The organism is Nocardia sp. NPDC005998 (assembly GCF_040614395.1).
Lineage (GTDB): Bacteria > Actinomycetota > Actinomycetes > Mycobacteriales > Mycobacteriaceae > Nocardia.
In genome coordinates this window covers 1-24,891 of the sequence record NZ_JBEXUI010000024.1, presented here as the reverse complement: position 1 = coordinate 24,891, position 24,891 = coordinate 1, and the positions used below count along the sequence as shown (strand labels likewise).

General features: G+C 65.5%; 26 protein-coding genes and 1 pseudogene. 13 read left to right on the top strand and 14 right to left on the bottom strand.

The features are described 5' to 3' along the window. Positions 1–41 precede the first annotated feature (41 nt). Positions 42–1,328 carry an NADH:flavin oxidoreductase/NADH oxidase family protein gene (locus tag ABZ293_RS27335; protein ID WP_355185194.1) on the bottom strand — a complete coding sequence of 429 codons (1,287 nt, stop codon included), beginning with the start codon at positions 1,326–1,328 and terminating at the stop codon, positions 42–44. A gap of 106 nt (positions 1,329–1,434) precedes the next feature. Between ABZ293_RS27335 and ABZ293_RS27330 the strand changes: the two genes are divergently transcribed. Further along, entirely contained in the window at positions 1,435–2,037 is a 603-nt protein-coding gene (locus tag ABZ293_RS27330; RefSeq protein WP_355185193.1) for a TetR/AcrR family transcriptional regulator, read from the top strand. 30 nt (positions 2,038–2,067) lie between these two features. Here the strand turns inward: ABZ293_RS27330 and ABZ293_RS27325 are convergent, their stop codons facing one another. After that, on the bottom strand, positions 2,068–2,766 hold the full coding sequence (locus ABZ293_RS27325; protein ID WP_355185191.1) for a type 1 glutamine amidotransferase domain-containing protein: 699 nt from the start codon (positions 2,764–2,766) through the stop codon (positions 2,068–2,070). 119 nt (positions 2,767–2,885) lie between these two features. Between ABZ293_RS27325 and ABZ293_RS27320 the strand changes: the two genes are divergently transcribed. The 3 genes from ABZ293_RS27320 to ABZ293_RS27310 all read left to right on the top strand — a co-directional run bounded on the left by ABZ293_RS27320 (position 2,886) and on the right by ABZ293_RS27310 (position 5,086). Beyond that, a complete protein-coding gene (locus ABZ293_RS27320; protein ID WP_355185189.1) occupies positions 2,886–3,494 on the top strand; it encodes a TetR family transcriptional regulator in 609 nt (202 codons plus the stop codon). A 7-nt stretch (positions 3,495–3,501) separates the two neighbouring features. Then, entirely contained in the window at positions 3,502–4,083 is a 582-nt protein-coding gene (locus tag ABZ293_RS27315; protein WP_355185187.1) for a YdcF family protein, read from the top strand. Between the two features lie 196 nt (positions 4,084–4,279). Beyond that, positions 4,280–5,086, top strand: coding sequence for a VOC family protein (locus ABZ293_RS27310; RefSeq protein WP_355185185.1), 807 nt, complete (start codon positions 4,280–4,282; stop codon positions 5,084–5,086). A gap of 124 nt (positions 5,087–5,210) precedes the next feature. Here ABZ293_RS27310 and ABZ293_RS27305 read toward each other — a convergent pair. Then, positions 5,211–5,414 (bottom strand): annotated as a pseudogene (locus tag ABZ293_RS27305) (transposase); the annotation flags it as partial. 159 nt (positions 5,415–5,573) lie between these two features. Further along, the gene (locus ABZ293_RS27300; protein WP_355185183.1) at positions 5,574–5,984 is read right to left on the bottom strand and encodes a nuclear transport factor 2 family protein; all 411 of its coding nucleotides are present in this window, start codon (positions 5,982–5,984) and stop codon (positions 5,574–5,576) included. A gap of 93 nt (positions 5,985–6,077) precedes the next feature. Here ABZ293_RS27300 and ABZ293_RS27295 point away from each other — a divergent pair, with 93 nt between their 5' ends. The 4 genes from ABZ293_RS27295 to ABZ293_RS27280 all read left to right on the top strand — a co-directional run bounded on the left by ABZ293_RS27295 (position 6,078) and on the right by ABZ293_RS27280 (position 7,930). Next, positions 6,078–6,668 (top strand): TetR family transcriptional regulator, encoded by a 591-nt coding sequence (locus ABZ293_RS27295; RefSeq protein ID WP_355185181.1) that lies wholly within the window; start codon positions 6,078–6,080, stop codon positions 6,666–6,668. A 73-nt stretch (positions 6,669–6,741) separates the two neighbouring features. Beyond that, a complete protein-coding gene (locus ABZ293_RS27290) occupies positions 6,742–6,972 on the top strand; it encodes a hypothetical protein (protein ID WP_355185179.1) in 231 nt (76 codons plus the stop codon). A gap of 27 nt (positions 6,973–6,999) precedes the next feature. After that, a complete protein-coding gene (locus tag ABZ293_RS27285) occupies positions 7,000–7,416 on the top strand; it encodes a substrate-binding domain-containing protein (protein WP_355185177.1) in 417 nt (138 codons plus the stop codon). 76 nt (positions 7,417–7,492) lie between these two features. Beyond that, positions 7,493–7,930 carry a TIGR03618 family F420-dependent PPOX class oxidoreductase gene (locus tag ABZ293_RS27280; protein WP_354953218.1) on the top strand — a complete coding sequence of 146 codons (438 nt, stop codon included), beginning with the start codon at positions 7,493–7,495 and terminating at the stop codon, positions 7,928–7,930. 104 nt (positions 7,931–8,034) lie between these two features. Here ABZ293_RS27280 and ABZ293_RS27275 read toward each other — a convergent pair whose 3' ends face one another. The 6 genes from ABZ293_RS27275 to ABZ293_RS27250 form a co-directional block, all read right to left on the bottom strand. Next, a complete protein-coding gene (locus ABZ293_RS27275; protein WP_355185175.1) occupies positions 8,035–10,818 on the bottom strand; it encodes an AAA family ATPase in 2,784 nt (927 codons plus the stop codon). 311 nt (positions 10,819–11,129) lie between these two features. Next, positions 11,130–11,330, bottom strand: a complete 201-nt coding sequence (locus ABZ293_RS27270; RefSeq protein ID WP_355185173.1) for a DUF6186 family protein — start codon at positions 11,328–11,330, stop codon at positions 11,130–11,132. Beyond that, a complete protein-coding gene (locus tag ABZ293_RS27265; RefSeq protein WP_355185171.1) occupies positions 11,327–11,740 on the bottom strand; it encodes a hypothetical protein in 414 nt (137 codons plus the stop codon). The genes ABZ293_RS27270 and ABZ293_RS27265 overlap by 4 nt, the downstream gene beginning before the upstream one ends. Positions 11,741–11,976: 236 nt before the next feature. After that, positions 11,977–13,047 (bottom strand): endonuclease/exonuclease/phosphatase family protein, encoded by a 1,071-nt coding sequence (locus tag ABZ293_RS27260; RefSeq protein ID WP_355185169.1) that lies wholly within the window; start codon positions 13,045–13,047, stop codon positions 11,977–11,979. Between the two features lie 24 nt (positions 13,048–13,071). Next, positions 13,072–13,326, bottom strand: a complete 255-nt coding sequence (locus ABZ293_RS27255) for a DUF2892 domain-containing protein (RefSeq protein ID WP_355185167.1) — start codon at positions 13,324–13,326, stop codon at positions 13,072–13,074. A gap of 260 nt (positions 13,327–13,586) precedes the next feature. Further along, positions 13,587–14,657 (bottom strand): hypothetical protein, encoded by a 1,071-nt coding sequence (locus ABZ293_RS27250; protein WP_355185165.1) that lies wholly within the window; start codon positions 14,655–14,657, stop codon positions 13,587–13,589. A 55-nt stretch (positions 14,658–14,712) separates the two neighbouring features. On the opposite strand from ABZ293_RS27250, the gene ABZ293_RS27245 reads away from it, so the two are divergent. From ABZ293_RS27245 to ABZ293_RS27230, 4 genes are all read left to right on the top strand, one after another. Beyond that, the gene (locus ABZ293_RS27245) at positions 14,713–15,483 is read left to right on the top strand and encodes a pentapeptide repeat-containing protein (RefSeq protein ID WP_355185163.1); all 771 of its coding nucleotides are present in this window, start codon (positions 14,713–14,715) and stop codon (positions 15,481–15,483) included. 148 nt (positions 15,484–15,631) lie between these two features. Beyond that, positions 15,632–15,862 carry a hypothetical protein gene (locus ABZ293_RS27240; protein ID WP_355185161.1) on the top strand — a complete coding sequence of 77 codons (231 nt, stop codon included), beginning with the start codon at positions 15,632–15,634 and terminating at the stop codon, positions 15,860–15,862. A gap of 224 nt (positions 15,863–16,086) precedes the next feature. Beyond that, a complete protein-coding gene (locus ABZ293_RS27235; protein WP_355185159.1) occupies positions 16,087–17,271 on the top strand; it encodes an Ig-like domain-containing protein in 1,185 nt (394 codons plus the stop codon). 262 nt (positions 17,272–17,533) lie between these two features. Further along, a complete protein-coding gene (locus ABZ293_RS27230; RefSeq protein WP_355185157.1) occupies positions 17,534–18,469 on the top strand; it encodes a hypothetical protein in 936 nt (311 codons plus the stop codon). 334 nt (positions 18,470–18,803) lie between these two features. Here ABZ293_RS27230 and ABZ293_RS27225 read toward each other — a convergent pair whose 3' ends face one another. Continuing rightward, positions 18,804–20,258 (bottom strand): NAD-dependent succinate-semialdehyde dehydrogenase, encoded by a 1,455-nt coding sequence (locus ABZ293_RS27225; protein ID WP_355185156.1) that lies wholly within the window; start codon positions 20,256–20,258, stop codon positions 18,804–18,806. Positions 20,259–20,274: 16 nt separating this feature from the next. Continuing rightward, positions 20,275–21,624: a 4-aminobutyrate--2-oxoglutarate transaminase gene (gabT, locus tag ABZ293_RS27220; protein ID WP_355185154.1), complete on the bottom strand. Its 1,350-nt coding sequence runs from the start codon at positions 21,622–21,624 to the stop codon at positions 20,275–20,277. 319 nt (positions 21,625–21,943) lie between these two features. Here gabT and ABZ293_RS27215 point away from each other — a divergent pair, with 319 nt between their 5' ends. Beyond that, complete coding sequence (locus ABZ293_RS27215) at positions 21,944–23,464, top strand: PucR family transcriptional regulator (protein ID WP_355185152.1); 1,521 nt, start codon at positions 21,944–21,946, stop codon at positions 23,462–23,464. Positions 23,465–23,548: 84 nt separating this feature from the next. Here the strand turns inward: ABZ293_RS27215 and ABZ293_RS27210 are convergent, their stop codons facing one another. Together ABZ293_RS27210 and ABZ293_RS27205 are read right to left on the bottom strand one after the other, a co-directional pair. Then, positions 23,549–24,220: a DUF6875 domain-containing protein gene (locus ABZ293_RS27210; protein WP_355185150.1), complete on the bottom strand. Its 672-nt coding sequence runs from the start codon at positions 24,218–24,220 to the stop codon at positions 23,549–23,551. Then, positions 24,217–24,891, bottom strand: a 675-nt coding sequence (locus ABZ293_RS27205) for an alpha/beta fold hydrolase (RefSeq protein ID WP_355185148.1), incomplete at its 5' end; no start/stop codon positions are given. The genes ABZ293_RS27210 and ABZ293_RS27205, both read right to left, overlap by 4 nt.

Here is a 24,891-nt window from a genome sequence, read left to right as displayed (position 1 = left end):
TCCTGGGCGTGGGGGGTGGGAAGACTCGGAGATGGCTGGACTCACAGCTCGGCCGCGGCCGGTATCGCGGCGTACCGCGGCTTCCTCGTGGCCAGCCATACGCGGTAGCCACGGAGCGCGCGCCGCTGCACGATCTGGTCGGACACGAGCGCGAATGCGGGGCCGACACCGGGCGCCGGGTTGCGTCCGCGCGCCAACCGACGCATTTGATACCGGACCATCGCCATCCCGGCCATCGCAGCCGCAGCCTTATCCGACCAGGTCACCGGTTTCAACGCGGCGCTCGCCGCCAGGTTCTCCCGCCACCTGTTGGGCAGATCCGGTGTGAGCGCCAACGCGGTGCCCATGCCGATCACCGCGACATTGTTGGCCAGAACCTGCTCAGCGGTTTCCCGGCGGGTGATGCCACCGGTCAGCATCAGCGGCAGCGGGCTGGTGCGGGCCAGCTCCGAGGCCAGCTCCAGGAAATAGGCCTCCCGGGCAGCGGTACGGCCGTCGGTGGGTCGGCCCGCCATCGCGGGGCTTTCGTAACTGCCGCCGGACAACTCGACCAGGTCGACCCCCAGCGGCGCGAGCATCGCGATCACCTGCTGGGCGTCGTCGGCGTCGAAGCCGCCGCGCTGGAAGTCCGCGGAGTTCAGTTTCACCGCGACCGCGAAGCTCGGCGACACCACCGCACGAATGGCACGCACCACCTCGAGCAAGAGCCGGGCCCGGTTCTCCAGGGATCCGCCCCATTCGTCGGTGCGGGTATTGACCAGCGGTGACAGGAACTGCGACAGCAGATACCCGTGCGCGGCATGGACCTCCACCCCGTCGAATCCGGCCTGTTCGGCCCGCAGCGCGGTGGTGGCGAAGCGGGTGATGGTGGCACCGATCTGCGCGGGCGTCATCGCGATCGGGCGGCCGAACCGCTTGGAGTGACGGCCCATATCGACCGCGACATCCGAAGGCCCCCACACGACCCCGGGCATCGCCGCCTGCACCTGGCGGCCGGGATGGCTGATCTGCATCCACATCGCCGCACCGGCGGCCTTACCGGCCTGCGCCCACGCCGTGAACGGTTCGAGCGGCGCGTCGGCATCGAGAACGATGCCGCCGGGACCGGTCAGCGCCTCCGCGTGCACCATCACGTTTCCCGTGATCAGCAGGCCAGCACCGCCAGCGCCCCACCGCCGATACAACGCGACCAGACGCGCATCGGGCAGCTGTGCCCGACCCGCCATCCCTTCCTCCATCGCCGCTTTCGCGATCCGGTTGCGCAATATCTGGCCGGACCGCAGCTGAAGCGGCGAGAACAACCCGCTTGACGTCGAACCGCTCGACATGGGCACCTCTCGTTCATCCTCTAATGTTCACACTGCTCACATTATGTGTGCAGCGCTAACATTAAAGAGAAATGTAAGCGATGTCAACACTTGTTAGGTTGGAGGCATGTCAACATCGACCGCGTCGTATCACCACGGCGATCTACCGTCCGCGCTGGTGCGCGCGGCCGTGGAATTGCTCGAGGAAAGCGGCGCGACCGAGTTGTCCCTGCGCGCCGCAGCCCGGCGCGCCGGCGTGTCCACCGCCGCGCCGTACCGGCATTTCGCCGACCGCAACGCCTTGCTGTCCGCGGTGGCCGCCGTCGGATATCGCGAACTCGCCGCACATCTGGCCGCGGCACATCCCTCACCGACGAAGGCCGAGGACCTCGCCGCGATCGCGGTCGCCTACGTCCAGTTTGCGCTCGAGCGGCCCGGGCTGTTCCGGGTGATGTTCGCCGACCCCTGCGATCCGAGCAGCCCCGAACGGGTGGCCGCCACGGCCGCGATCGCCGAGTACGTCAAGTCCATTGTGCAGCAGGCTTTTCCCGCTGCCGACCCAGAAGCGATGGCCACCGCGGTGTGGGCACTTGTCCACGGTCTCGCCTTCCTACACCTCGACGGCAAGTACGACACCTCCTCCCCACAGGTCGTCGCCGATCGGGTTCGCGCGGCGGTGTACGCGACACTCGGCGCCTCCAGCGCGGTAGCGACACTGCCGCAGCCCTGATTCGCCGCACCGACGACCCGGTCGCGCCGCTCACCCACGCAGCTCCGAAACCAGCAGGTGCGCCAGCTTTTCCGAGGACTGCGGGTTCTGGCCGGTGTAGAGATTGCGGTCGGTCACCACGAACGGCCGCAGGGGCATGCCCTTCAGGTAGTCGACTCCGGCCTCCTTCAGTTTGTCCTCCAATAGCCAGGGCGCCTTTCGGGCAAACCAGTTCAATCGCTCTTCCCGGTTCGACAACCCGGTCATCCGGTAGCCCGAAAACGCCGAACTGCCATCCGGATTCGTCGCCGCCAGGATCGCCGCCGGTGCGTGGCACAGCAGGGCCAGCGGCTTGCCCGAGGCGAGCCGATGCCTCAGCAGCTCACCCGAAACCTCGTCGTAGGCAAGGTCTTCCATCGGACCGTGACCGCCGGGATAGAACACCACATCGAACTCGTCGACATCGACCTCATCCAACGGTCGCGGAGCGCTCAGCGTGGCGCCGATGCTGTCCAGGTAGTTCTTGATCGCCCGTCGTTTCTTCGGCATCCCACCGGCGAAACCCAGACTCAGCTCATCGAGAGTGGGCGGCTTGCCGCCCGGTGTGGCGATCGTGATGTCCCATCCGGCCTCGCTGAAGATCCGATGCGGAACCGCCAACTCCTCCGCCCAATACCCGGAGGGGTGGACGGTGCCGTCGTTGAGCGTCCAGCGATCTGCCGCCGAGACCACGAAAAGAACCTTTGTCATGTTTGCTCCGCCTCCTTGCGTGTTCACCCTTCGATGCTTGCTTGTCACTGTATGACAGAGTTGTCATATAAGGACACATTTGGCAGCACACGTCACATCTGGCATTGTATGCTTTCGCCATGGCAGTAGCGGACATCAGCGGTTTGCGCGCCCGCGCGCGCGAGGCATTGAAGGAATCCCTGGCCGAAACGGCGATCGAGCTGTTCGACGAGCGCGGGTATGACCAGGTCACGGTCAACGACATCGCAGCGGCCGCCGAAATCTCCACGCGCAGTTTCTTCCGCTACTTCCCCAGCAAGGAAGACGTCGTCTTCGGCAGCCGAATACCCACTGCCGAGGAGGTCCGTGCAGCATTCGTCGCCAAGCTCGGCGACGCCGATATCTGGTCGGCCCTGCACGCGACCTTCCGCGAGGGCGCCACCTGGATGGAGCAGGACGCCGCCAGCTGGAAACGCATCATGCGCGTGATCACCCACACCGGCGAATTGCGGGCGAAGAATCTCGAAAAGCACCTCGCCTGGTCCGCGGCGCTCTCCCCGGAAGTTGCCCGCCGTCTCGAGACTCACGACGGGACCGCCGACCTCGAGGCACGCGCAATGGTCAGCGCCGCCTTGGGATGCTTCGAGGTCGCGCTATCGCAGTGGGCCGATAGTGCGGATGGCCGACCGCTTCCCGAAATCATCGATCGCGTCTTCGCGTTCATCCGGATTCGACCGCCCCACGATTGAGAGCCCCGTGCAGAAACGAACTCGGCTTTCGGCTATCGGTCTCGTGCTCGTACTGCTTTGGGGCGAGTGGGAGAACTGGCGCGCTTCCCGCAGGCTCGTCGGAACGGCCACGGGCGGCTCCGAGGCCGTTGTGGTTCTCGGCTATCGCAATGCGGGCACCCGCGCGAACCTCATGAACCGGTGGCGTGTGCGAGCCGGTCTGCGGTCCATCGACCCGAACGCGCTCAGCAGTCGTCTCGTACTCTGCGGAGGCGCATGCGCGGGCCCGCACACCGAGGCCGCCCTGATGGCCCACTACGCCACGGAGATCTGCGGGTACGGCGGCGAGCTCGTCTTGGAAGACCAGAGCCGGACCACGTGGGAAAATATCGGTTTCGCAATCCCACAGCTGAAAGAATTCGATCGAATCAAGATCGTCTCGCTGCCCCTCCACGCCGCAAAGGGGCGCCGATACCTCGCCCAGCAGTCCCCGGAGCTGGCCTCGCGTCTGGTGCGGGGAGCGGAATACCGGTTCGGTGAGTGGATGGCGGCAAAGCCATTGGTGGCCGTCCACGGCCTGTGGCAGGACGCGCGCGACCGCGTACGGTGACCGCCGAGGTCACAGAAACCGCGACAACCTTTGGCCTTCTGGGTGACTCGCCGATGAATTCCTGCGCCAACCGGCTGTGCGGCGGCGGCAATCGGGGCAAACTCTTAACCGGCTCGATCCCCTTTTTTCGAAACAGTGCAAGGCCGCCCGCCTAGATTCGGCGCGGCGGATCCGCCCTCGATTAAGGAGACAAACCATGCCCACTCGTGACTCCGCTTGGCCACAGGGCACACCGTGTTGGGTCGACTGTCAGGTCGACGACACCGACAAGGCCCGCGAGTTCTACGCCAATCTCTTCGGCTGGGAGATCCAGGACAGCCCAGCCGAAGCGGGCGGCTATCTGATGGCGCTGCGCAACGGCAAGCCCGCTGCGGGTATCGGCCCGAAGCCCGAGGGTATGCCGATGCCGTCGGCGTGGACCACCTACTTTGCCGCGGACAGTGCCGACGATATCGCCGGTAAGGTCACCGCGGCGGGTGGGCAGGTGTTCATGCCGCCGTTCGATGTCATGGACGTCGGGCGGATGTTCGTCGCCGCCGATCCCACGGGTGGCGTATTCGGCGTGTGGGAAGCCAAGGCGCATACCGGCGCTGGCGTCTACAACGAACACGGCACTTACTGCTGGAACGAACTGCACACCAGCGGCTACCAGGCCGCACAGGACTTCTACCGCAAGGTGTACGGCTGGAGCTACGCCGAGATCGGCGACGGAGACCAGTTCATCTACTCCACCTTCACCACGCCGAGCGGCGCCGACAGCGTCGGCGGCCTGATGGATTCCAGCAAGGAGCCCGGCGAGGGTATGAGCTACTGGCTCACCTGGTTCCAGTACGACGATGTAGACGCAGCAATCAAACGCGCCACCGAACTCGGCGCCACGCTCATGATGGGTCCCCAGGACAGCCCGTTCGGCCGCATGGGGGTGCTGAAGGCGCCACAGGGCGAGGTTTTCGGCGTCATCGACACCAACGTCACCGTCGGCGAGCCGCCCACCGGGTCCTAGCTTCGCCTCGGCGGATCCGCCACTGAACCGGCGGATCCGCCACCGGCACCCGACACAGCAACCGCGCTACAGGCAGCTGCGTCATCAGGTCGACCCGATCGGCTGGGCGGCGGATCGCCCGAGTCCAGATGCTGAACCGGCGATGGGCCGTGGGCACACTCACCCCGAACTGATCCGGCAGCATCCGCCACACACAACCGCTGGCCAGCACGTACACCACTGCTGTGAAGACCGCCCGCTGCTCGACCGGAGCGGTACCGCCACCTTGGCGGCGAGCGGTGAACTCCGGCAACAACGACTCCACGATCTCCCACAACTCGTCCGACATCAGTCGGACCGAAACATCAGTCACGCCCAAACATCAACCAGTGCAACCCATCTCGTTACACAACGTGAGACACGATCATAGGTCCGAACAGTTCGACCAGGATGCGCTCGAGGCGGCAGGAATGTGCCCAGAGCGCTACCCGAAGTCCGCTTGGGAGGCTCAGCTCAGGTCCGGTAGGAACGCGTGGCCGACATAGTCACGGAACAACACGATTTTCCCGTCGCGGATCCGGAAGACCTGAATACAGGGCACTTTGAACGGCTGGTCGGTCGACGTGACGCGTCCGACGGAGGTCAGTTCGACGATCACGACCTCCGGATCGGCGGTCTGGTGGGTCTGGTGTACACGCAGTTCGTCGAGACGGAACCCACCGCGGTCGGCGTCGATCGCGTATGCCCGAATTGCCTCCTTACCTGCCAGCTGAGCAGGCAATTCGCCTGCAGTGAACGGCATCTCGATGACGCCGTCCTCCGCGAACAGGTCCACGAACGCGTGCATGTCGTTGGCGAGGATCGCCTTGTTTCGCTGCTCCAAGACCTGTAGCGGGCTCTCGACACCGGGTCGGCTCATGTCAACCACCTTTCATTCAACGCTCGTTGAATCATTGATACAACGAGCGTAGAACGAAAAGTCGCCCTGATCAACGCCCGTAGAATGACCCGCGTGAGCAACCCCCCAGCGCCCACTTCGCGGGCCGAGCAGCGACGCAATACCGAGGCGCGGATCCTCGCCCACGCTCGCACGTTGTTCGCAGAATCCGGCTACGACCGCACCACCATCCGCGCGGTCGCCACCGCCGCGGGCGTGGATCCCGGACTCGTCATCCATTATTTCGGCAGCAAACAGCAGCTGTTCCTGAGCGCTATCGGGTCCGGAACGGCACTGCTCGCCGGGGGCAGCGCTGCGGATGTCGCCGAGCAATTGCTCGACAGACTGCGCGACTCTCTGATCGAGGAACCGGTTACCTCGCTGGCCATGCTGCGGTCGATGCTCACCCACCCCGAGGCCGCCGAGGAGATCCGCACCTCCTCGCGTATCTATAACGATCAGATCAGCGACGCCATACCTGGTGCGGAAGCCGATCTGCGCGCAGAGGTGGTCAGCGCCGCGCTGATCGGCATCGTCCTGTGCCGCCATCTCGTCAAGCTCGATCACCTCGCCGAGGCCGACCCGGACCGGGTAGTCGCGATTCTGCGCCCCGTCGTCCGTTCGATCACCAAGGCCGACATCGAAGACGCCGCCCCCGCGGACTGAACGCGCTCCAGTATGCAGAATGTCTGCACGGCATTCCCTGAGCCCATTGCGACCAGCGTCATACTTTGGTCGTATGAACAGCACTGAGAGTCGTTCGATACTGTCCCGTATCTCACCAACGCAATGGGTTGCCCTCGCAGTCACGGTCATGGCGGTCATCTTCGTCGCCGAGAACCGTAACAAGGTCTCCATCGAATTCCTTTTGATCACTATTCGCTCACCGCTGTGGCTGATCCTGCTGATTATGTTCGCGGTCGGATGGGTCACCGGCGTAATGACCATGCGTCGCCGCCACCCGCGGTAGTCGCCCTGCCCAGAATCGGATGCTGATGTGGGTGATCGACGTGATCGAAATGAACCCGACCCGCCAGCCGATTGGTCGTGGGCACGCTACGGCCGAGCCGCCGCGGCGCTGCGTGCCATCATCGACACGACAGCGCGTATCCCCCAGGACATTTCGGTCGTCGGCTGCGACGGCGACCGCACCAACACCTACGGCCAGCTGGTCCCCATCACGGTGCAGCAGCCCATCGACACAATCGCCCGCACGGCCCTCACCGCAGTGCTGAGTACGGACATCGCTGCCGACGCGAGCCCCGTGGCCATCGATGTCCAGCTCGATCTCGGGGAAACGTGCGGCTGTAGGCCGCCGATGTCCTGGAGCGGTCTCGATCAGTTCGCGCAGGCAGCAGCGGCCGAACCAGTCATGAGCGGTGTTCGCGATGCTCCGATGGTCAGCATCGAATAGGAGCGGCCGGAGCATTGTTCTAAAAGGCACAGGAAGCATGCGACGATCGGCTGGGCACACAACCATGGGAGATGTGATGACCACACTGGCACAGGCGGCTGAGCTGGCTCGTGATGAGAACGGGCTCGCCGTCGTCTCCACCCTCCGGCCCGACGACACCATCCACTCCACCCTGGTCAATGTCGGACTGCTGGCTCATCCCCTGTCGGGCCAGCCGGTCCTGGGCTTCGTTACCTACGGCAAGGTGAAACTTGCCAATCTACGTGTCCGACCACAGGTGACCACCACCTTCAGGCAAGGCTGGGCATGGGCGACGGTCGAGGGTCGGGCCCACATCGTCGGTCCCGACGATCCGCAGCCATGGATCGACGCCGAAGGGCTGCGCCTGCTGCTGCGCAATGTGTTCACCGCTGCCGGCGGTAAGCACGACGACTGGGACGAGTACGACCGCGTGATGGCGGCGGAGCGCCGCGCCGCGGTCCTCATCGAACCGAGTCGGGTGTACAGCAACTAGCACTTCCCGGCGAAAAGGGTTGATCGCCCGGGCGAACGGGTGCGGGGCCTCCGCCGAGCTCAACCGCCACCGATCGGTGTCGGTAGACCGTGCAACTGCCGGTATTACCGGCTCGCGTCACCGAGCGGCAGCAGTGCCGCCAGATCGCTGCGCGAACTGATCCCGAGCTTCGGGAAGATGCGATGCAGATGGGTGCTGACGGTCCGATGCGACAGGTAGAGCCGTTGCCCGATCTCCCGATTGGTCAGCCCCTGCGCCGCCAGGTGCGCGATGCTCAGCTCGTGCGGGGTGAGCCGTTCTCGGGCGTCCGGGCTGCGGTCCGGGCTCGATTCGCCCGCACTGCGCAGTTCCAGGCGTGCCCGTTCGCTCCAGGCCACAAAGCCCAGGGCGTCGAAAGTCTCTCTGGCCGTGCGCAAATGGGTCCGGGATTCGACAACCCGGCGCTGTCGCCGCAGCCATTCGCCGTAGGCCAGGTGCAGCCGGCCACGTTCGGCCGGCCAGCCGGTGAGGTCGGCCGCCAGCGCGGCGGCGAACCGCTCCTCGGCCGCGTCGGTGGCGAGTACCGCCTGCGTGTACCGCATTCCGATGTGCAGGGCGGGCGACGGTGTGGACGCCGCCGCCGGTTCCAGTCCGTGCAGCAGTTCCCGCAGGGCGTCGACCTGTCCGGCGCGCACCGCGGCCTCGGCGAGTTCGGTGAGGAAATACGCGCGCAGCGCCGGTGAATGGGACGGATCATGCGGATCGTGGATCCGGCTCAGATCGGCGAAGGCGTCGTCGAACCGGCCTTCGCCGAGCGCGGTGAGCCCGCGCGCGAGCTGGACGGTGGCCAGCACGGGGCGCGCACCGGCGGCCAGCCCGATCCGCTCGGCCTCCGCCGTGAGCGCGATGGCGTGCGGGTAGTCCCCACGGAGCGCGGCGATTTCGGCTTGCACGGCGGTGGCCAGTCCGTGCATGAACGGCTGGCCGGTCTCGCGCGCGAAGGCCGCGGCCTCGGCCGCAATGGGCGTCGCGGTGGCGAGATCACCGAGCCGGGTCAGACTCCAGGCGTGGACCGTGAGTGCGCGGGGCAGCAGCCCCAGCCGCCCAGCGGCGCGCAGTCCGGGTGCGGCGGCGTTGGAGAAGTGGGCGGCGAGGTCGAAGGCGCCCACTTGGAGTGCCGCGCTGCCCAGGAACCGGTCCACTTCCGGATCGCGTCCGGTGGTCGAGGCCAAGGCGTGCAAGTGGCCGAGGACGCGGTCGCCGCGTTCGAAGGGAGCCACGTATGCGTCGACCGCGACCAGGCGGGGGTCGCTGCCAGGGATGGGGAGTGCGTCGGCGACGGCGAGCAGCGCGCGGCGGGTGTCGGGTCCGGGTTCGGACCAGAAGCACCGCATGGCCGCGCCCCACAGGATCCGCATCGCGGCATCGGTGTGCCCGTCGACGGCGACGGATGCCGCCAGGTCGGCCAGTTCACCTATGCGCGATGGATTTTCGCGTATTCCGTCGTCGAATCCGCTGAGCAGCCAGTGCGCGGTGCTCTCCTGTCGCGGTGTCAGGGATAGCGTGCGCGCGGTGTGCACCAGTCGTTCGGCGGTGTCGCGGCGGCCGGAGTCGACGGCCAGTTCGGCCGCCCGTAGCAGCCGGTCCGCACGCCGCACCGAACTGTCGCTGAGCGCCGCGGCCTGCTCCAGCGCCGCGACCGCGCCCCCGCGGTGTCGCGCCCGTTCGGCGGCGTCCTCGAGTTCGATGGCGACCTGTTCGTCGGGGACCGATGCGCCCGCCGCACGATGCCATACCTGGCGATCCGGCAGCTCGCCGAGTATCTCGGCCAGCGCGCGGTGGGTGCGGTGGCGCTGCTCGATCGTCGCTGTCGCGGCGAGCGCCGACCGCACCAGCGGATGCCGGAAGGTCACAGTGCCGGAACCGATTCCGATCAACCGTGCCTGCATCGCGGGCGTGAGTATCTCGGGCTCGACGGTGCAGCCCAGCAGAATGCCGGTGGCAGCGAGTGTTTCGGCGAGCGAGTCGCTGTCGTTGAGCGCCACGACCAGCAACGCGTCACGGCTTCGCGCAGGCAACGCGGCGCACCGCGCGGAGAACGCCTGTTCGAGGCGTTCGGTCAACGGCAGGGCAGCGGCGAGTTCGGTGCGATCCGTGACGGCCGTGGGCAGTTCGGTCAGTGCGAGTGGATTCCCCTGGGCCTCGGCGAGTACGCGGCGGCGGACCGGCGCGGGCAGTTCCGGTGCCGTGTTGTCGAGCAGCGCCGTCGCGTCGTCGTCGGACAGTGGACCGATTCTCATGGCGGTCAGTCCCGCGTCGCAGAGCGGCGTATCGCCGTCTCGAAGGGTGGCAAGTACAGCCACGGGTTCGGTGTCGATGCGGCGGGCGAGGAAGGCGAGCACATCGGCGCTGGCGGCATCGAGCCAGTGCACGTCTTCGGCGACGATCAGCAGCGGCTGCTCGCCCGCCGCATCGGTCAGCAATGTGAGTGCGCCGAGCCCCACGAGGTACGGACTCGGATCGCCGATGGTGTCCGACACGCCCAAAGCGGTCGCCAGCGCGTCCGATTGGCGCACGGGCAGGGCGTCCATCCCGCGGCGGAGGGGATACAGCAGCCGATGCAGTCCGGCGTAGGCAAGGTTCTGTTCGGCTTCGACCCCCGCGGTCCGCAGCACCCGCAATCCCGCGACGGCCGCGGCTGCCACCGTCTCGTCGACGAGCGCCGACTTACCGATACCCGGTTCCCCTTCGATCACAATTCCGCTCCGATCGCCGGGGCCGTCCACGAGCGCGCCCAGGTCTTTCAGCTCGGTGTCTCGGCCGATCAGTGGCATGGTGGGGTGTCCCTTCTCCGGGTCCCGTGCGACATGCGGACCCGCCGCGACCCTACCGAAACTGGAATACGTCAACCCAGTGTCATCCGACTGATTCGCCGCCCCGCCCGCGGCTGTCGACGGTCCCGCTATGCCGCCCCTATGCCGCGTTATCGAGGTCCCGGTCGTATGCCCGATCAGCGATGACCGCGCCTTCAATCCGCGCCTGGTATTTGCACTGGTGGGTGAGCAGTGCCCGAAGGTTGACGTAGGTTCCCCGCAGCCGGATCACATCGGACGGTAGCTATCGCTGGCCGGCGAGTCCGACTTCCTGCCATTCGATGCGGTGGAATCCGAGACCGGACGTATCGCGGGTTTCACCTGCGCCAGCATCGTCACGGTTGCCCCTACCGCGCGAGAAAGTGCCAGCCGACCCATGCCCAGATGAGCACAGCGGCAATCCTCGCCACCCGAGTGCGCGTGAGGTACGCGACCGTTTCCCCCACGGGCGCAATCAGATCCCGGCGCACATGCGTGACCACGACCACGCCGAGCGTGACCATTAGCACCAGCACGAACCCGATGATGACGATCACTCGATCGCTCATCTCGACACCAGCCACCAGCCGACCCCCAGCCACACCAGCCATCCGACGAACCGCAGCGGCCCATGCTCGAGTGCCGAATCCAGCAGCGTCGACAAGGTCGGGTGTACCTCGCTCGGCCGGGTCAGATCCGGTTGCCGCACAAAGGCATAGACCTCCCATGCCGACGCCCAGACCAGCAGCATCGACCAGACGGCCACTCCGCGCCGCAGCCGGGCGGTACGTGGAATCTGCTCGGACCCCGCCCGGAAAGCCAGTACCAAAACCACAACCGTCGTCGCCACCACCAGCACGGTTGCCGACCAACTGAACGGTCGGGTGGCAGCTCCCCCCGCAGCCAGCACCGCACCGACGGCCAACAGCACCATCCGCCGCCGGAATGGTCGCGCTGGGCGCGCCAGTTGCTCTGTCACATGGGCAGAATAAGTCCCTGAGCACCGGATTCGGGAATGTATCGGTGCCTGATCCGGCACACCGCAATGTCGATCCGACGATCTCGCCGCGCCCGCACACTCGCTCGAGACCTGACGTACGCAACCATACCTACAGCCGGAGGCGCGATTGCTGCCGATCCGACCAGACCGTGGAAGACGTCGTCCAGGCCGCCATTCTTCGGTCGGTGGGTCAGCCCCGGGCGGCGGCGCGCGCCCTATCCGCTCTGTCCGTCGCTGAGTTGGTATGTCGCGAGGATGCCCTTGTGGTCGCTGCCCCACTGCGCTGGCGAGGCGAGGAAATTGTCCTGGGTTGATTCCGGCAATCGGGTACCGCGCACGATGGACGCGCGCGGGCCGATGATGCCGACGCCGGACAGGCGCAGCGCGGCACCACGGGCGAAGATGTAGTCGACGCGGTCGCGTTCGTCGGCCTCAGGAGCCCAGGCGAGCTCGGAGACATCCACATCGACGTTGTCCGAGGGCCAGGTGAGTCCGGGATGGGTAGCTGGATCCGGGTACATCGATCGGTAGGCATCGATGAAACCAGCTTGATGCAGGCGTCGAGTGGTCTCCCACGCCGACACCACACCGTTGTGGTCGAACGAGTTCGCTGTGGCAGACGTCCAATCCAGCAGGGACGGCTCGTTCAGGTCGCCACCCATGATGACCGAAGCCCCAGCGGCGATCTCGGCTTTCGCATCGGCGAGAAAGTTGCTGATGACCGCGGGGCGGCTCGAGGCCGTGTTGATGCGCTGGATCGCGGCAGGGTCGGTCACCGGACCGCCCGGCAGCTTGTTCCACTCGTGTTCGGCGAACTCGCCCGGCGCCGGGGCCCCCGGTCCGTACCCTCGGGGCAGGTTGGAGGCATACCAGCGGTACTCGAGATGCGCGGAGTAGACGGTGAGGCGCTTTCCGTCGATATCCAACCGCGCCTTGACCATCCATTGCAGATCGGCGCTGTCCTGGACCGGAAACACCGACAGAATTCCCGTGTCGTGCGAGGGCACCGCGTTGAATTCGCGCCCCCGCCGCGCCAGTTCGGCCGCAACGGCCGTGGTCGCTTGGGTTGCCTCCGAGAGCAGCACAATCGAGGCCTGTGTCGAGATGACGAGATCGGCGATCAGCTGAATACCATTGGCGATCTTGCTGCCGCTGTGCCACGTGTTCAATGCCAGCACCCGGATCTCTCGTGCCGCGGGTGCAGCCGCGGCAACCGACATCACCGAACCAGCCGCGAGCGCTGCGTCCGCCGCTGCCGACCCCAAGCCATCATCGCGTCGCCTCATCAACCCATCATGGCCTCCAGCGGTTCACGCCGACGGCGCGGTGGGACGGGCTCGGGGCGTCGAGCCGTCGGGAAGGCCGAGTCGCCGTAGCAGCAGCGTCGACGGGCACCATCCCACAGCGCCGTAGAGCAGCAGGTTCGCGCCGATGAACCCAGTGAATATCAGCCACCATGGCGAGACCACCGCGGCCAGCAGCGTGCTGATCAGCACGAAAGTGCCCGCAAGCAACGGTACGAGTCGCGGGATGGACCAGCCCTGGTGTCGAGGTAGTTTCGACATTCGAATTCATCCAATCATGCTCTGTACCTGCGATTTTCGCTCAGGCGATGGCCTAAAAAGAAGTTTCTCGATTTCGGCTGCGGTCATCGGTTCCGAGCCACCCTACTGAATTATACCCCCAGGGGTATCCATAGGCCCGGCTCCGGACCGGGCCCATGGATGTGATTTCACAACGTCGTGCTTTCCCCTGTGTCCGCCGCGAAGGTCTGACGAGCTCCCGTGTGACGCGAGCCCGGTCGAGCGAACCCATAGCGGCAGCACTAGGGACCTCCACCAACTGCCTGCGTGAGGTCAGCGAACCGCCAGGTTCCGTTCCACCACAACTCACATAGATGACCGTTCGTGGTTTGTCCGGTGGCCCTGAACGGTATGTGTTGCGTCTTGTCGCCGGGGTGGGCGTACCCGTGTCCGATGTTCTTGGCAAGGTTGCCTACCTGCGCCCCACTGAGATCGGCATAATGCCAGCCGCCGGACCACCAAAGCTCGTGCAGGTCGCCGTCGGAAGTCAAGAACGGAATGTGCTGAGATCCATCGGGATGCACATATCCTTGGCCGATATCGATTGCGCCAACAGGAGCCCCCGAGGAAGCAGTCAGATCGGCGTGGGACCACCCACCTGCCCACCACAACTCCTGTATATGGCCATTGGTTGCGATATATGTGACGTGCTGGGTTCCATCACCGGGATGAACGTAAGGGAGTGGCAGGCTGTTCACGTTCGACGGAGCTCCTGACGCCGCCGTCAGGTCGGCGTGATGCCACGCGCCATCCCACCACAGTTCGTGAATGTGCCCGTCGAAACCCTGGTATGTGACATGTTGCGTGCCGTCTCCGGGATGGGCATAACCGCGGACGGTCTTTGCTCGCGTGTTCACCGGAGCGCTCGCCTGTGCGGTCAGATTCGCTTGATGCCATTCGCCATTCCACCACACCTCGTGAATCTCACCGTTTGGTTGACCCACATAGACAACATGCTGCGTACCATCCGAATGTACGTAACCGCTAACGGCTCCCTCCGCTCCAGATTGCGCATTTGCTGCTTTGGACAGGTTGTTATAGTGCCAGCTGCCGTCCCACCACAACTCATGCACCAAGAAGTCTGCACCCCTGAAGGGAATATGCTGAGTGCCGTTGGGGTGAACGTAGCCTCGACCGACACCAGCCGGTGCGATGGGCGCCGCCGCCGCGGCCGACAGGTCGCTGTACTGCCATAATCCGCTCCACCAGAGTTCGTGTATACGATCTCCAGCCGTGTACGTGACGTGCTGTGTGCCGTCGCCGGGGTGTACATAACCGGACGGTTGACCATCCGGAACAGGAATTGGCGCCATGACAAATCTCCTCGGTCGTTGTTTGCCCTTATAGACACCCCCGAGTGGCTCGAGGATGGCATGCGCGCATCGCTGTCACACGGGTAGTGCGCTACTCCCTTTTTCCGGCACATCTACCTATGTCACCCCGAATTGGATAACCTGCTCGCCGAAATCGCGACGCTACACGTACCGAGCGGCGGCCGTGTTCGTCAGATGGATGTCTGCGGAGGCATCCGTCCGGGCCACGGGAATCGGAAATTCCGTCGGACAGTTCGGGTCATGGCAGTTGCGATGGTCTGCTGCCGGCTTCGTCGCTGGCTGTGACAGGTCGTTGCCGAACGGTCGGCAAGCGAGTCCTTACGGCCCTCGATCGCGAACCGATGGGGTCATGCTCGCCCCGCACACCGATTGCCGCAACACGCTTACTACTTCGCCATATCACCATATTCAAGATTCAAATGCGACCTTCGATAGACACGGCATCACGGGCGCAAATTTCTATCGAAGCCAATTCGCATACGCCGACCTCGAGGGGTCGACCATCGAGTACTCGACACTCGAGAAGGCTAACCTGGATGGCACAAACCTTAATGGGACACGCTTCTCCGACGACGTCATGAGTGGCTGCGACTTGTCGCGGGTAAGCCTGGTTCGTGGACTTATTATCGAAACTGACATAAGCAATTGCAACCTGCTTCGTACGAATTCAAAAGATGCCGAACTTCGCAACTCGAACCTGAAAGGAACCGCTTCGATCGACCAAAACCTCCCGCACCGGCACTCAATCTTTCCACAGCAAAATTTGACAACGTTCAGTACGACGCCCACCACCATATGGCTATAAGCGACTTCCAACCTCCTCCACGCCAACCCTGAGCCACCCTTGGACATTTGCGGTGACGCGCGGCTGATTCAGCGCGGACCGATCACCCTGCGGGGCAGCGAGTTCGGTCTCGCTCAGTGCGCCCGGCAGCCGGGTCGCGATCGAGCAGATGGATCCGCTGCCCGCGGAGGCCGCGGCCGCGATGGCCGAACAGGACGACGCGGCCGCGGACTGGGTGCGGTTGATCTACAACGACCCCCGCGGTGAGGCCACCGCGTGGTTCATCGACCGCGGTTGGACCGGTGAGCACGTCTACCTCAACGACTACATCCGCGACCTCGGCCACACTCCGGCCGCCGAGCAGTCATTGATCAGCCTGGTCACCGTCGTGCGGCCCTGAGCCGGTTTGCAGCTGACAATTCGCGCCAGCGGACTGTGGACCGTCCGGGTCTTGCAGATCACCCATACGTGTCTTTCCCGAACACGCGGATCGATCGCGGAACGGTGTCGGTTGTGCGACGGATCGGTGGAGATTCCGCTCATTATTGTCCCAGCAATCGCGTAGCTACCACATGCTGGCGGACAGAGGTCGGCCCTGCTGCACCCAGCGAAGGGAGATACGTGGTGGCATTGGGACGTCGTCGGCTACTGATCGGCTTCGCCGGTGCGGGTGGCCTCGCCCTGGCCGGATGCGGGCTGGAACCCGCGCCCCCCAAACCCGCCACACTCCGATTCGATCCCCCACCCGGCACCCACGACGTCGATGCGCGCACCCTCGGCACGGTCACCGTCACCGACGGGACGCTGCGGTCGGTCGAATGGATCGACGAAACGGGCAGATCACTGCCGGGCACACCGGCCCCCGATCATCGAACCTGGACCAGCGCCGAACCACTCGGCTACGGACACACCTACACCGCGAAAGCCGTGGCGCAGGGCGAAACCGGCGACGTCACCGCGACGACAACCTGCACCACGGTACAGCCGCAACAGCTCATCGACGTCTCCCTGCGCTCGGCCAATCTCGTCGAGCTGACCGAAAACGACACCTACGGAGTGGGTTTCGTGCTCGTCGCCCATTTCGACGAACCCGTCGACCGGGCGGCCGTGGAACGCCACCTGACGGTCACCACCCAGCCCGCCGTCACCGGTGCCTGGTACTGGCTCGACGATCAGAATGCGCACTGGCGGCCGGAGCAGTATTACGCGCCGGGAACCAGGATCACCATCGAGTCCGAACTCTTCGGACTCGCGCTCGGCGAGGGCCGCTACGGCCTGCGCAACCAACAGGTGTCGGTGATCATCGGCCCCGCGCACGTCGCGATCGCCGACGACGACACCAAACAGATCCAGGTCTTCGAAAACGGAAACCTGGTGCGCACCATGCCCACATCGATGGGCAAGGGCGGCACCGCGGTCGTCGGTGGCAGATACCTGTCGTTCTGGACCCGCCCCGGCATCTACACCGTGCTGGACCGAAACAACCCGGTGATCATGGACTCCGCCAGCTACGGCCTGCCGACCAGCTCCGGCGGCTACCGCACGAGCATCAACCACGCGGTCCGCATCAGCCACGACGGCATCTTCGTGCACGAACTGGCCGCAACCATGTGGGCTCAAGGCAACACCAACGTCTCACACGGCTGCCTGAACATCTCCCCCAACGATGCCGCATGGTTCTACGACTTCGTCACCCCCGGGGACGTCGTCGAGGTCCGCAACACCGGCGGCGACCCCCTCGACATCTGGCAGAACGGCGACTGGAGCGTCCCCTGGGCCGACTGGATTCGCGGCGGCACCCACACGTGACATCAAAAGGCAGGTCACCGGTCTCCATCTCGGTGACCTGCCTCAGGTACGCTCACACATCGCCTGATCGTTCTTGCGCGGCCTGCCCGGCTCCATTTCGCGTCCACGCAGCATGCACCGAAACTTGTTATCAGCCGACCGCGCTCCCGCAATCTCATTGACGTTCAGCAAAATGCCAGCTACTGACACCGGCATGGCCACCATAACCGCGAGGCCACACCGCAGTAGAGCAGCCGAACATCACAGCGAAGGGAAATATCCCATGCAGCGATCCACTCTCTACCGTGCGCTCGCGGTCACGGTGACCGCCGTCGTCGTAGCCACCGGCGCACATCTCATTGCCGGATGCGGCGCTGCGTCGTCACAGCCGTGGGCCGGTAGTGCCGATCAATTCGCCCTTGCCGCAGACAAGTCGGGGCACCGATGGGCGTCGGCTGCGTCCGCCACCATAACGCCCGGCGTGCAGGCCAACACCCAGGGCGCGCGGCCGTGCACGGCGAACTACACCTTCGTCGACAATGTCGGCAACGTATACCTCGGTCAGGCCGCGCACTGCGCGGGTACGGGTATCGGCGACCTGCAAGACCCCAACGGCTGCACCGCCGACAGTCTCCCCCTCGGCACCGCGGTAACCTTCAACCGTGGCGGCCTGCTCATGCTCCCGGGTGATGTCGTCGGCACCGGTCAGCTGGTCTACAGCAGCTGGCTGGCCATGCAGCGGGACGGCGAGCAGGACCACAATACCTGCGCCTACAACGATTTCGCGTTGGTGAAGATCGCCGCCGAGGACCTCGACAAGGTCAATCCGAGTGTGCCGTACTGGGGTGGTCCCGTCGGCATCAACACCACCGGAACCGGCATCGGTGACCACGTTTACGGTTACGGCAACCCCAGCCTGCAGTTCGGAATCGCCGAACTGTCGCCTCGGACCGGCCAGAGCAATGCCGACGGGCTTGCTACCGCCGGTTGGACACACGCGGTGACCGCGCCCATACCAGGGATACCCGGCGACAGCGGCAGCGCCTTCCTCGACCGCAACGGCTATGCCCTCGGCACGCTGTCGACTGTGGGCATCAGTTTGCCGATCGTCAACAATATCGGTGACCTGAGCCACGAACTTTCCTACGCCCGAGCGCATTCCGGCATCTCGGGACTTTCGCTGGTCCTCGGCACCGAACCATTCAACCCGAACCGCTGAGAGAAGCTGTCAGCTACGCCGCTGTCGAGCGGGCACGTGCAGACCGGCATTGCCATCGGCCGCCCCACCTCGGTGGACGGCAACCGCTCCGCCGCGACCATGGCCGCATTCCTCGAGCTCCGCAGCCGCCTTCGATGCGGAAACAATGGTCGAGCGCGTGGATGCTGCGGTCGACTCCGTAGCCGGACAACTTCCGCCCGCCGAAGGGCACCGAGGAGTGACCCTCCTTGAAGGAGTTGACCCTAAAGAAAACCGGCTGGGGGCCCATCGCGTGGCTCGTACGGTCCGTACCGCCGATCGGTCAGTCGATTGTCCCCGACAGATGGCGGGCCGGTTATTGGAGGGCGAGGTATTTGGTCTCGAGGTATTCGTCGATGCCTTCGGTTCCTGCCTCGCGGCCGAGGCCGGATTCCTTGACACCGCCGAAGGGGGCGGCGACGTCGGAGATGATGCCTCGGTTGATGCCGACCATGCCGGATTCCAGTGCCTCGGCGACGCGGAAGGCTCGGTCGAGGTTGGTGGTGTAAATGTATGCGGCCAAGCCGAACTCGGTGTTGTTGGCAAGTGCGATGCCCTCGTCTTCGCCGTCGAAGCCGGTGATCGCGGCGACCGGGCCGAATACCTCCTCGCGCAGGATGCGCGCGTCGGCGGGGACGTCGGCGAGCACGGTGGGTGCGAAGAAGTAGCCTTCGCCGGGCAGGCTCGCGCCGCCGGTGGTGACGACCGCGCCTTTGGCCACTGCATCCTGGACCAGGGATATGACTGTGCCGCGTTGTTTTTCGCTGATGAGTGGTCCGACCTCGGTGCCGTCGAGATGGCCTGGACCGACTTTCAACGCGCGCATCCGGGCGGTCAACGCGGCGGTGAACTCTTCGCGTACCGCGTTGTCGACATGGAAGCGGTTCGCGGCGGTGCACGCCTCGCCGGTATTGCGCATCTTGGCTGCCATCGCCCCGTCCACCGCGGCATCGAGATCCGCGTCGGCGAACACCACGAACGGGGCGTTGCCACCGAGTTCCATGGAGGAACGCAGAACGCGCGTAGCCGCTTGGGCGAGAAGGAGTTTGCCGACACCGGTGGAGCCGGTGAAGGTCACCTTGCGCAGACGTTCGTCGGCGAACATCGGATCGGTCAGCTGCGCTGCGGCCGAGGTCGGCAGGATCGACAGCACACCCGGAGGTAGCCCGGCATCTGTGCAGACCTGGCCGAGCAGCAGCATGGTCAGCGGGGTTTCGGCGGCGGGTTTGACCACCATGGTGCAGCCAGCGGCGAAGGCGGGCGCGATCTTTCGCGTGCCCATGGCCAGCGGGAAATTCCACGGCGTGATCGCCAGGGTCGGGCCGACCGGCTGTTTGGTGACCAGGATGCGGCCGTTGCCCGACGGCGAGTGCGTGTAGCGGCCGTTGACCCGGACCGCTTCCTCGGCGAACCAACGCAGGAATTCCGCGCCGTAGGTGACCTCGCCGTAGCTCTCGGCGAGCGGCTTACCCATCTCCAAGGTCATCAGCAGCGCGAAGTCGTCGCGCCGTTCGATCATCAGTTCCCAGGCGCGCCGCAGAATTTCTGCCCGCACCCGCGAAGGTGTTGCGGCCCAATCCTTTTGCGCACGAACAGCGGCATCCAATGCGAGAGCGCCGTCGGCGGCCGACGCATCGGCCACCTCGACGAGCACCTCCCCCGTCGCCGGATTGTGCACGGGGAAGGTCCGTCCCCCGGTTGCAGGCACTTGTTCGCCCGCGACCCACAGCCCGGTGGGCAGCGAAGCCAACAGCGCGGCCACATCACGCATGGTCGATTCTCCTCGATCAGTTCGAAACGGTCTTGCGACGCAAAATCTCGGTCAGCACATCGATGCCGTCGGCGAGCAGATCCGCGCCGATCACCAGCGGCGGCAGCAGGCGGATGACATTGCCGTGGGTGCCGCAGGTCAACAGCACCATTCCGGCGGAAAGCGCCTCGGCGGCAATAGCTTTCGTGAGCACCGGATCGGGCACCGACGTCCCGGGCCGCACGATCTCGATTGCCAGCATCGCGCCGCGACCACGCACCTCACCGATCACGCCGATCTGCTCGGCCAGCGCCCGCAGCTCGGGCACCACCATCGCCTCGATTTCCCGCGCCCTGGCAGGCAGGTCCAGCTCGCGCATCACCTCCAGGGTGGCCAGCGCCGCGGCACAGGCGACCGGATTGCCGCCGTAGGTGCCGCCGAGCCCACCGGGATGGACCGCGTCGAGCAGTGCGGCCCGCCCGGTGATGGCCGCCAGCGGCATACCGCCCGCGATGCCCTTGGCCATGGTGATGATGTCGGGCACCACACCCTCGTGCTCGCTGGCGAACCACGCCCCGGTGCGGGCGAAGCCGGTCTGCACTTCGTCGGCGATGAACACGACATTGTTGCGTCGAGCCCAATCCGCCAGTGCCGGAAGGAATCCCGGCGCTGGCACGATGAACCCGCCCTCCCCCTGGATCGGCTCGATGATCAGCGCGGCCACCGCATCGGCACCCAGTTGCGCCTCGATCCGCGAAATGGCCCGCCGCGCGGCCGCTGTCCCGGTCAGCCCCGGCTCGTCGCGGTACGGGTAGGAGCTCGGCATCCGGTAGATCTCCGGTGCGAACGGCCCGAAGTTTGCCTTGTAGGGCATGGATTTCGCGGTCAGCGCCATGGTCAAGTTGGTGCGCCCGTGATAGGCGTGGTCGAAGGCGACCACCGCGCTCTTCCCGGTCGCCAACCGCGCCACCTTGATCGCGTTCTCCACCGCCTCCGCACCGGAGTTGAACAGCACGGTGCGCTTCTCGTGGTCGCCGGGCGTCAGCGCGGCCAACTCCTCCGCCACCCGGACATAGCCCTCATACGGCGTGATCATGAAACAGGTATGGGTGAACCGACCCGCCTGGTCGGCAACGGCCGCGGCGACCTTCGGATGCGAGGCGCCGACACCGGTGACAGCGATGCCGGAACCCAGGTCGATCAGCGAATTGCCGTCGACGTCGACAATGACACCGCCATCGGCGTCGGCGGCGTAGACCGGCACCGACGACCCGACGCCCGCGGCCACCGCGGCCTTGCGCCGATCGGCCAGCGCCGACGACCGCGGCCCGGGCAGAGCGGTCACAATATTGCGCCGCTGGGCCAGGCGGTGCTCGATCTCGATCATCAGAGGGCTCCCATCGGGGGTCGGAGGTCTACATCGAGTCTCGGTGGAGCCGCTGTCATGCGCCATCGCCATTTCGGCCGAGCCCGGTCCGGTCACGCGCCATTTCGTCGACTGCGCGAACAGCGAGCATGTGCGGTCAGCAGGATGGTTTCCGCCGAAGTCGGTCAATGCTGGCTCGTCGTACGAAGTTTCACGTCTTGATGCAGGATGTCGAGTCGATGCGCGCTCTCGAGCAGATCAATCGGTTGCACCGGTTCCGCGTTTGTGCCGAGTTGGATAGGCAATCGGCGAGCAATCGACATTCTGTACACTTCTGGCAGTGTCTGTTCCGGTTAGCTGGGTGCTATCCCAATCCGATCTCGCGCTGCTGTTGGTGGGCGGCGCGACCGGCGTGGACCGCGAACTCGATCTGGTACTCACTACCGAACTCGAGCATCCATTTCCCTGGCTGTCGGGTCGCGAACTCGTGCTCACCACCGGGATACGGCTGCCGCCCGAGCCGCAGCAGCGCGCGGCATATCTGCGCGGACTCGACGAACGCGGTGTCGCCGCAGTCGGATTCGGCACCGGCCTCACCTATGAGGAAGTCCCGCCCGACCTGATCACGGCCGCCGACGAGATCGGCATTCCGCTATTCGATGTGCCACTGCCGACGCCGTTCGCGGCAATCGTCAAACGGGTAACCGCGCGGTTGGCGGAGTTGCAGCACATAGCCCTGCTGCGCGCCTCCCGCGCCCAACCTCGGATGACCCGCGCATTGGTCCGGGCGGGCGCACCGGCCGTGGTGCGCGAATTGGCCACCTCGCTCACCGCGACCGTATTGATGCTGGATCCATCGGGCGATGTCGTCGCGACGCATCCGGGCACGCCGGACGACGAACTGTTGCGCACGGTGCGCACGGCCATAGCCACCGAGCCGCCGGGCGCGGCCAGCAGCGTGCTGACCGCTCCATCCGGGACGACGATCACCCACCAACGCATCAGCGTCGGCCCGACCAGGTACGGCACCCTCGCAGTGGTCGGCCACGCACCACTCGGGCCCACTGATCAGATCCTGCTCGGCCACGCCAACTCGCTGCTGGCGCTGGATTTCGAGAAACCGGCACGACTGCAAGCCGCGCAAAACCTGCTCAACAGCCATGCACTCGGACTGCTGCTGAGCAGCGACACCGACCTCGGCCCGGCGTGGGCGCAATTGGCAGAAGCTGCCGACGCACAGGGACGCATCCGCGTGCTCGTTGTGGACTGCGATACCGAGGCCGCGGCCGAGGCGGTCCGAACCACCATCACGGCGGCGATAATTCGGACCGGGCAACCACTGTTCATGCAGAGCCTGAACCGGGAAGTCGTGGTGGTACTGCCGGGCACCCCGGGTACAACCGTCGCGCACCGGATCGAGATCGATACCGCGACAAGCAAACTCACCCGCTCCGGAATCAGCGACCCACATCCGGTGCACGATCTGATCACCGCGCTGGCCAATGCCCGCCTCGCCGCGTCCGCCGCCGAACGTGGCGCTGCGCCTGCGGAATTCGCCCCGCTCGCCGGACGGTCCCTATTGTCGTTCGACGCGACCCGACAAGCGCTCGCATCGATCGGCGATACCGTGCTCGGTCCACTCGCCGACCACGACCGTGTATACGGCACCGATCTGATGACCGCGCTGCGCGCGTTCCTCGAAGCGAACGGGCAGTGGGAATCAGCCGCAACTGCGACCGGGGTACATCGACATACGCTGCGCAAGCGGATCAGCATGGCCGAAACCCTGCTCGGAGTGGATCTCGACAGCGCACGCGTACGTGCCGAACTACTGCTGGCGATGCTGGCCCGCCGCGCCTGACCAACGAATATCCAGCCCGAGATCCACACAATGCTCGTACTCGGCGCGAGGTTTCCGGTTCGGCCCTGGTCGCCGCGGTGAACCTCAGAGAGCTCCGTCCGATGCCTCGGGTTCCTGTACAAGTCTGTCGGCCATGGTGGACGCGATGAATTTCGGGATTGTGGGGGCGAAGAGTTTGAGGTAGGAGTCCATCCATTCGTGGCGGGAGTTGAGGAATGGGAAGTCGGTGGGGGCCATGTAGCGGACGGCGAGCATGGGTAGTGGTGCGTCGAGTGCGGGGAAGTCCGGGTTGTGCAGTCCCGGGGCGGTGCACCCCGGATAGAACTGACCGAGCATCAGACCCTTTTCGACGAACCGAGACTTCTGGTCCTGTTGAATATCGTCGATGTCGGAGTATTCGGTGAGGTTGGGGAATACCGCGAGGACCGCCTTCGATTTGGCATCGGGTTCACCCTGCGGTGGCAGGGCGGGGAACAAGTCGTACAGATCATCGATGATTGCGGCTATGCGGTCGGCATCGATGGAACGACTTTCGAAGGCAGCCCAGATGAACTGGTTCCGGACGGCGCGGTTGGTGTAAGGACAGACCGCGCCGGTTCGGCCGAGGTCCGGGTGCGGTCGGCACAGATATTCGACCGTCCACCGCTGTAGTTCGGCGGCGCAGGGATGCAGGGCGCTGCGGGTCGCCTCATCGGTAGCGAATAGGTTGACTGGCTCGACGCCGGAGCGGGTCCCGACGATTTGGGAGGTGGTCATGATCGGCCTGTCCTTCCGGATGTGATGGACCCCGGTTGCGTGCTGCGGGCAGAGCGGAAGTGGTCGGTGAGGACGAAGCCGATTGCGCGTAGCGAATCGGGTTCGATCATCCGTTCGTGCCGGACCGGAATGGGGTGTTCGGTGATCCGGCCGGTGATGAGGTCGTTCCATGCGAGGGCCGGATCGGGGCCGCCGTCCGTGTCGTCGGCGGCGCGGAAATAAATCAGATCACCGTCGAACTGCGTCGGCCGATGATTCCGGGTGAGGTCGACGAGCCGGGTGTAGTCGTCGCGCAAGGTCGCCAGATGCTCAGGGGTGACGGCGGTGAAGAGTCCACCTTGCTGATGCAGCAACTCGGCCGCGGCCTCGGCGTTGACGTCGGCGGCATCCGTCGGCATCGCGATTCCGCCGAACTCGGCAAGCATCTGCGTGATCGTCGGGGTGGAAACGCGGGGGGTACGGGCGGTGACAACGCGGGTATCCATCATGGCCAGGGTGGCGACCGACTCGCCGTCGCGGCGGAGTCGGGCCGCGATGGCGTGCGCGATGGTGCCGCCGAGGGAGTAGCCGAGCAGGTGGTACGGGCCGTGCGGCTGAATGGCGCGGATCTCTCGGACGTAGCGGGCGGCGAGTTCGTCGAGCGTCGCGAATTCCGCGGTGGCATCGCTGAA

Excerpts from the sequence above, each read along its gene's own strand:
- ABZ293_RS27335 (WP_355185194.1), bottom strand. The coding sequence starts at position 1,328 with ATGTCGAGCGGTTCGACGTCAAGCGGGTTGTTCTCGCCGCTTCAGCTG.
- ABZ293_RS27330 (WP_355185193.1), top strand. The coding sequence starts at position 1,435 with ATGTCAACATCGACCGCGTCGTATCACCACGGCGATCTACCGTCCGCG.
- ABZ293_RS27325 (WP_355185191.1), bottom strand. The coding sequence starts at position 2,766 with ATGACAAAGGTTCTTTTCGTGGTCTCGGCGGCAGATCGCTGGACGCTC.
- ABZ293_RS27320 (WP_355185189.1), top strand. The coding sequence starts at position 2,886 with ATGGCAGTAGCGGACATCAGCGGTTTGCGCGCCCGCGCGCGCGAGGCA.
- ABZ293_RS27310 (WP_355185185.1), top strand. The coding sequence starts at position 4,280 with ATGCCCACTCGTGACTCCGCTTGGCCACAGGGCACACCGTGTTGGGTC.
- ABZ293_RS27300 (WP_355185183.1), bottom strand. The coding sequence starts at position 5,984 with ATGAGCCGACCCGGTGTCGAGAGCCCGCTACAGGTCTTGGAGCAGCGA.
- ABZ293_RS27290 (WP_355185179.1), top strand. The coding sequence starts at position 6,742 with ATGAACAGCACTGAGAGTCGTTCGATACTGTCCCGTATCTCACCAACG.
- ABZ293_RS27280 (WP_354953218.1), top strand. The coding sequence starts at position 7,493 with ATGACCACACTGGCACAGGCGGCTGAGCTGGCTCGTGATGAGAACGGG.
- ABZ293_RS27270 (WP_355185173.1), bottom strand. The coding sequence starts at position 11,330 with ATGAGCGATCGAGTGATCGTCATCATCGGGTTCGTGCTGGTGCTAATG.
- ABZ293_RS27260 (WP_355185169.1), bottom strand. The coding sequence starts at position 13,047 with ATGAGGCGACGCGATGATGGCTTGGGGTCGGCAGCGGCGGACGCAGCG.
- ABZ293_RS27255 (WP_355185167.1), bottom strand. The coding sequence starts at position 13,326 with ATGTCGAAACTACCTCGACACCAGGGCTGGTCCATCCCGCGACTCGTA.
- ABZ293_RS27250 (WP_355185165.1), bottom strand. The coding sequence starts at position 14,657 with ATGGCGCCAATTCCTGTTCCGGATGGTCAACCGTCCGGTTATGTACAC.
- ABZ293_RS27245 (WP_355185163.1), top strand. The coding sequence starts at position 14,713 with ATGGCATGCGCGCATCGCTGTCACACGGGTAGTGCGCTACTCCCTTTT.
- ABZ293_RS27240 (WP_355185161.1), top strand. The coding sequence starts at position 15,632 with ATGGATCCGCTGCCCGCGGAGGCCGCGGCCGCGATGGCCGAACAGGAC.
- ABZ293_RS27230 (WP_355185157.1), top strand. The coding sequence starts at position 17,534 with ATGCAGCGATCCACTCTCTACCGTGCGCTCGCGGTCACGGTGACCGCC.
- ABZ293_RS27225 (WP_355185156.1), bottom strand. The coding sequence starts at position 20,258 with ATGCGTGATGTGGCCGCGCTGTTGGCTTCGCTGCCCACCGGGCTGTGG.
- gabT (WP_355185154.1), bottom strand. The coding sequence starts at position 21,624 with ATGATCGAGATCGAGCACCGCCTGGCCCAGCGGCGCAATATTGTGACC.
- ABZ293_RS27210 (WP_355185150.1), bottom strand. The coding sequence starts at position 24,220 with ATGACCACCTCCCAAATCGTCGGGACCCGCTCCGGCGTCGAGCCAGTC.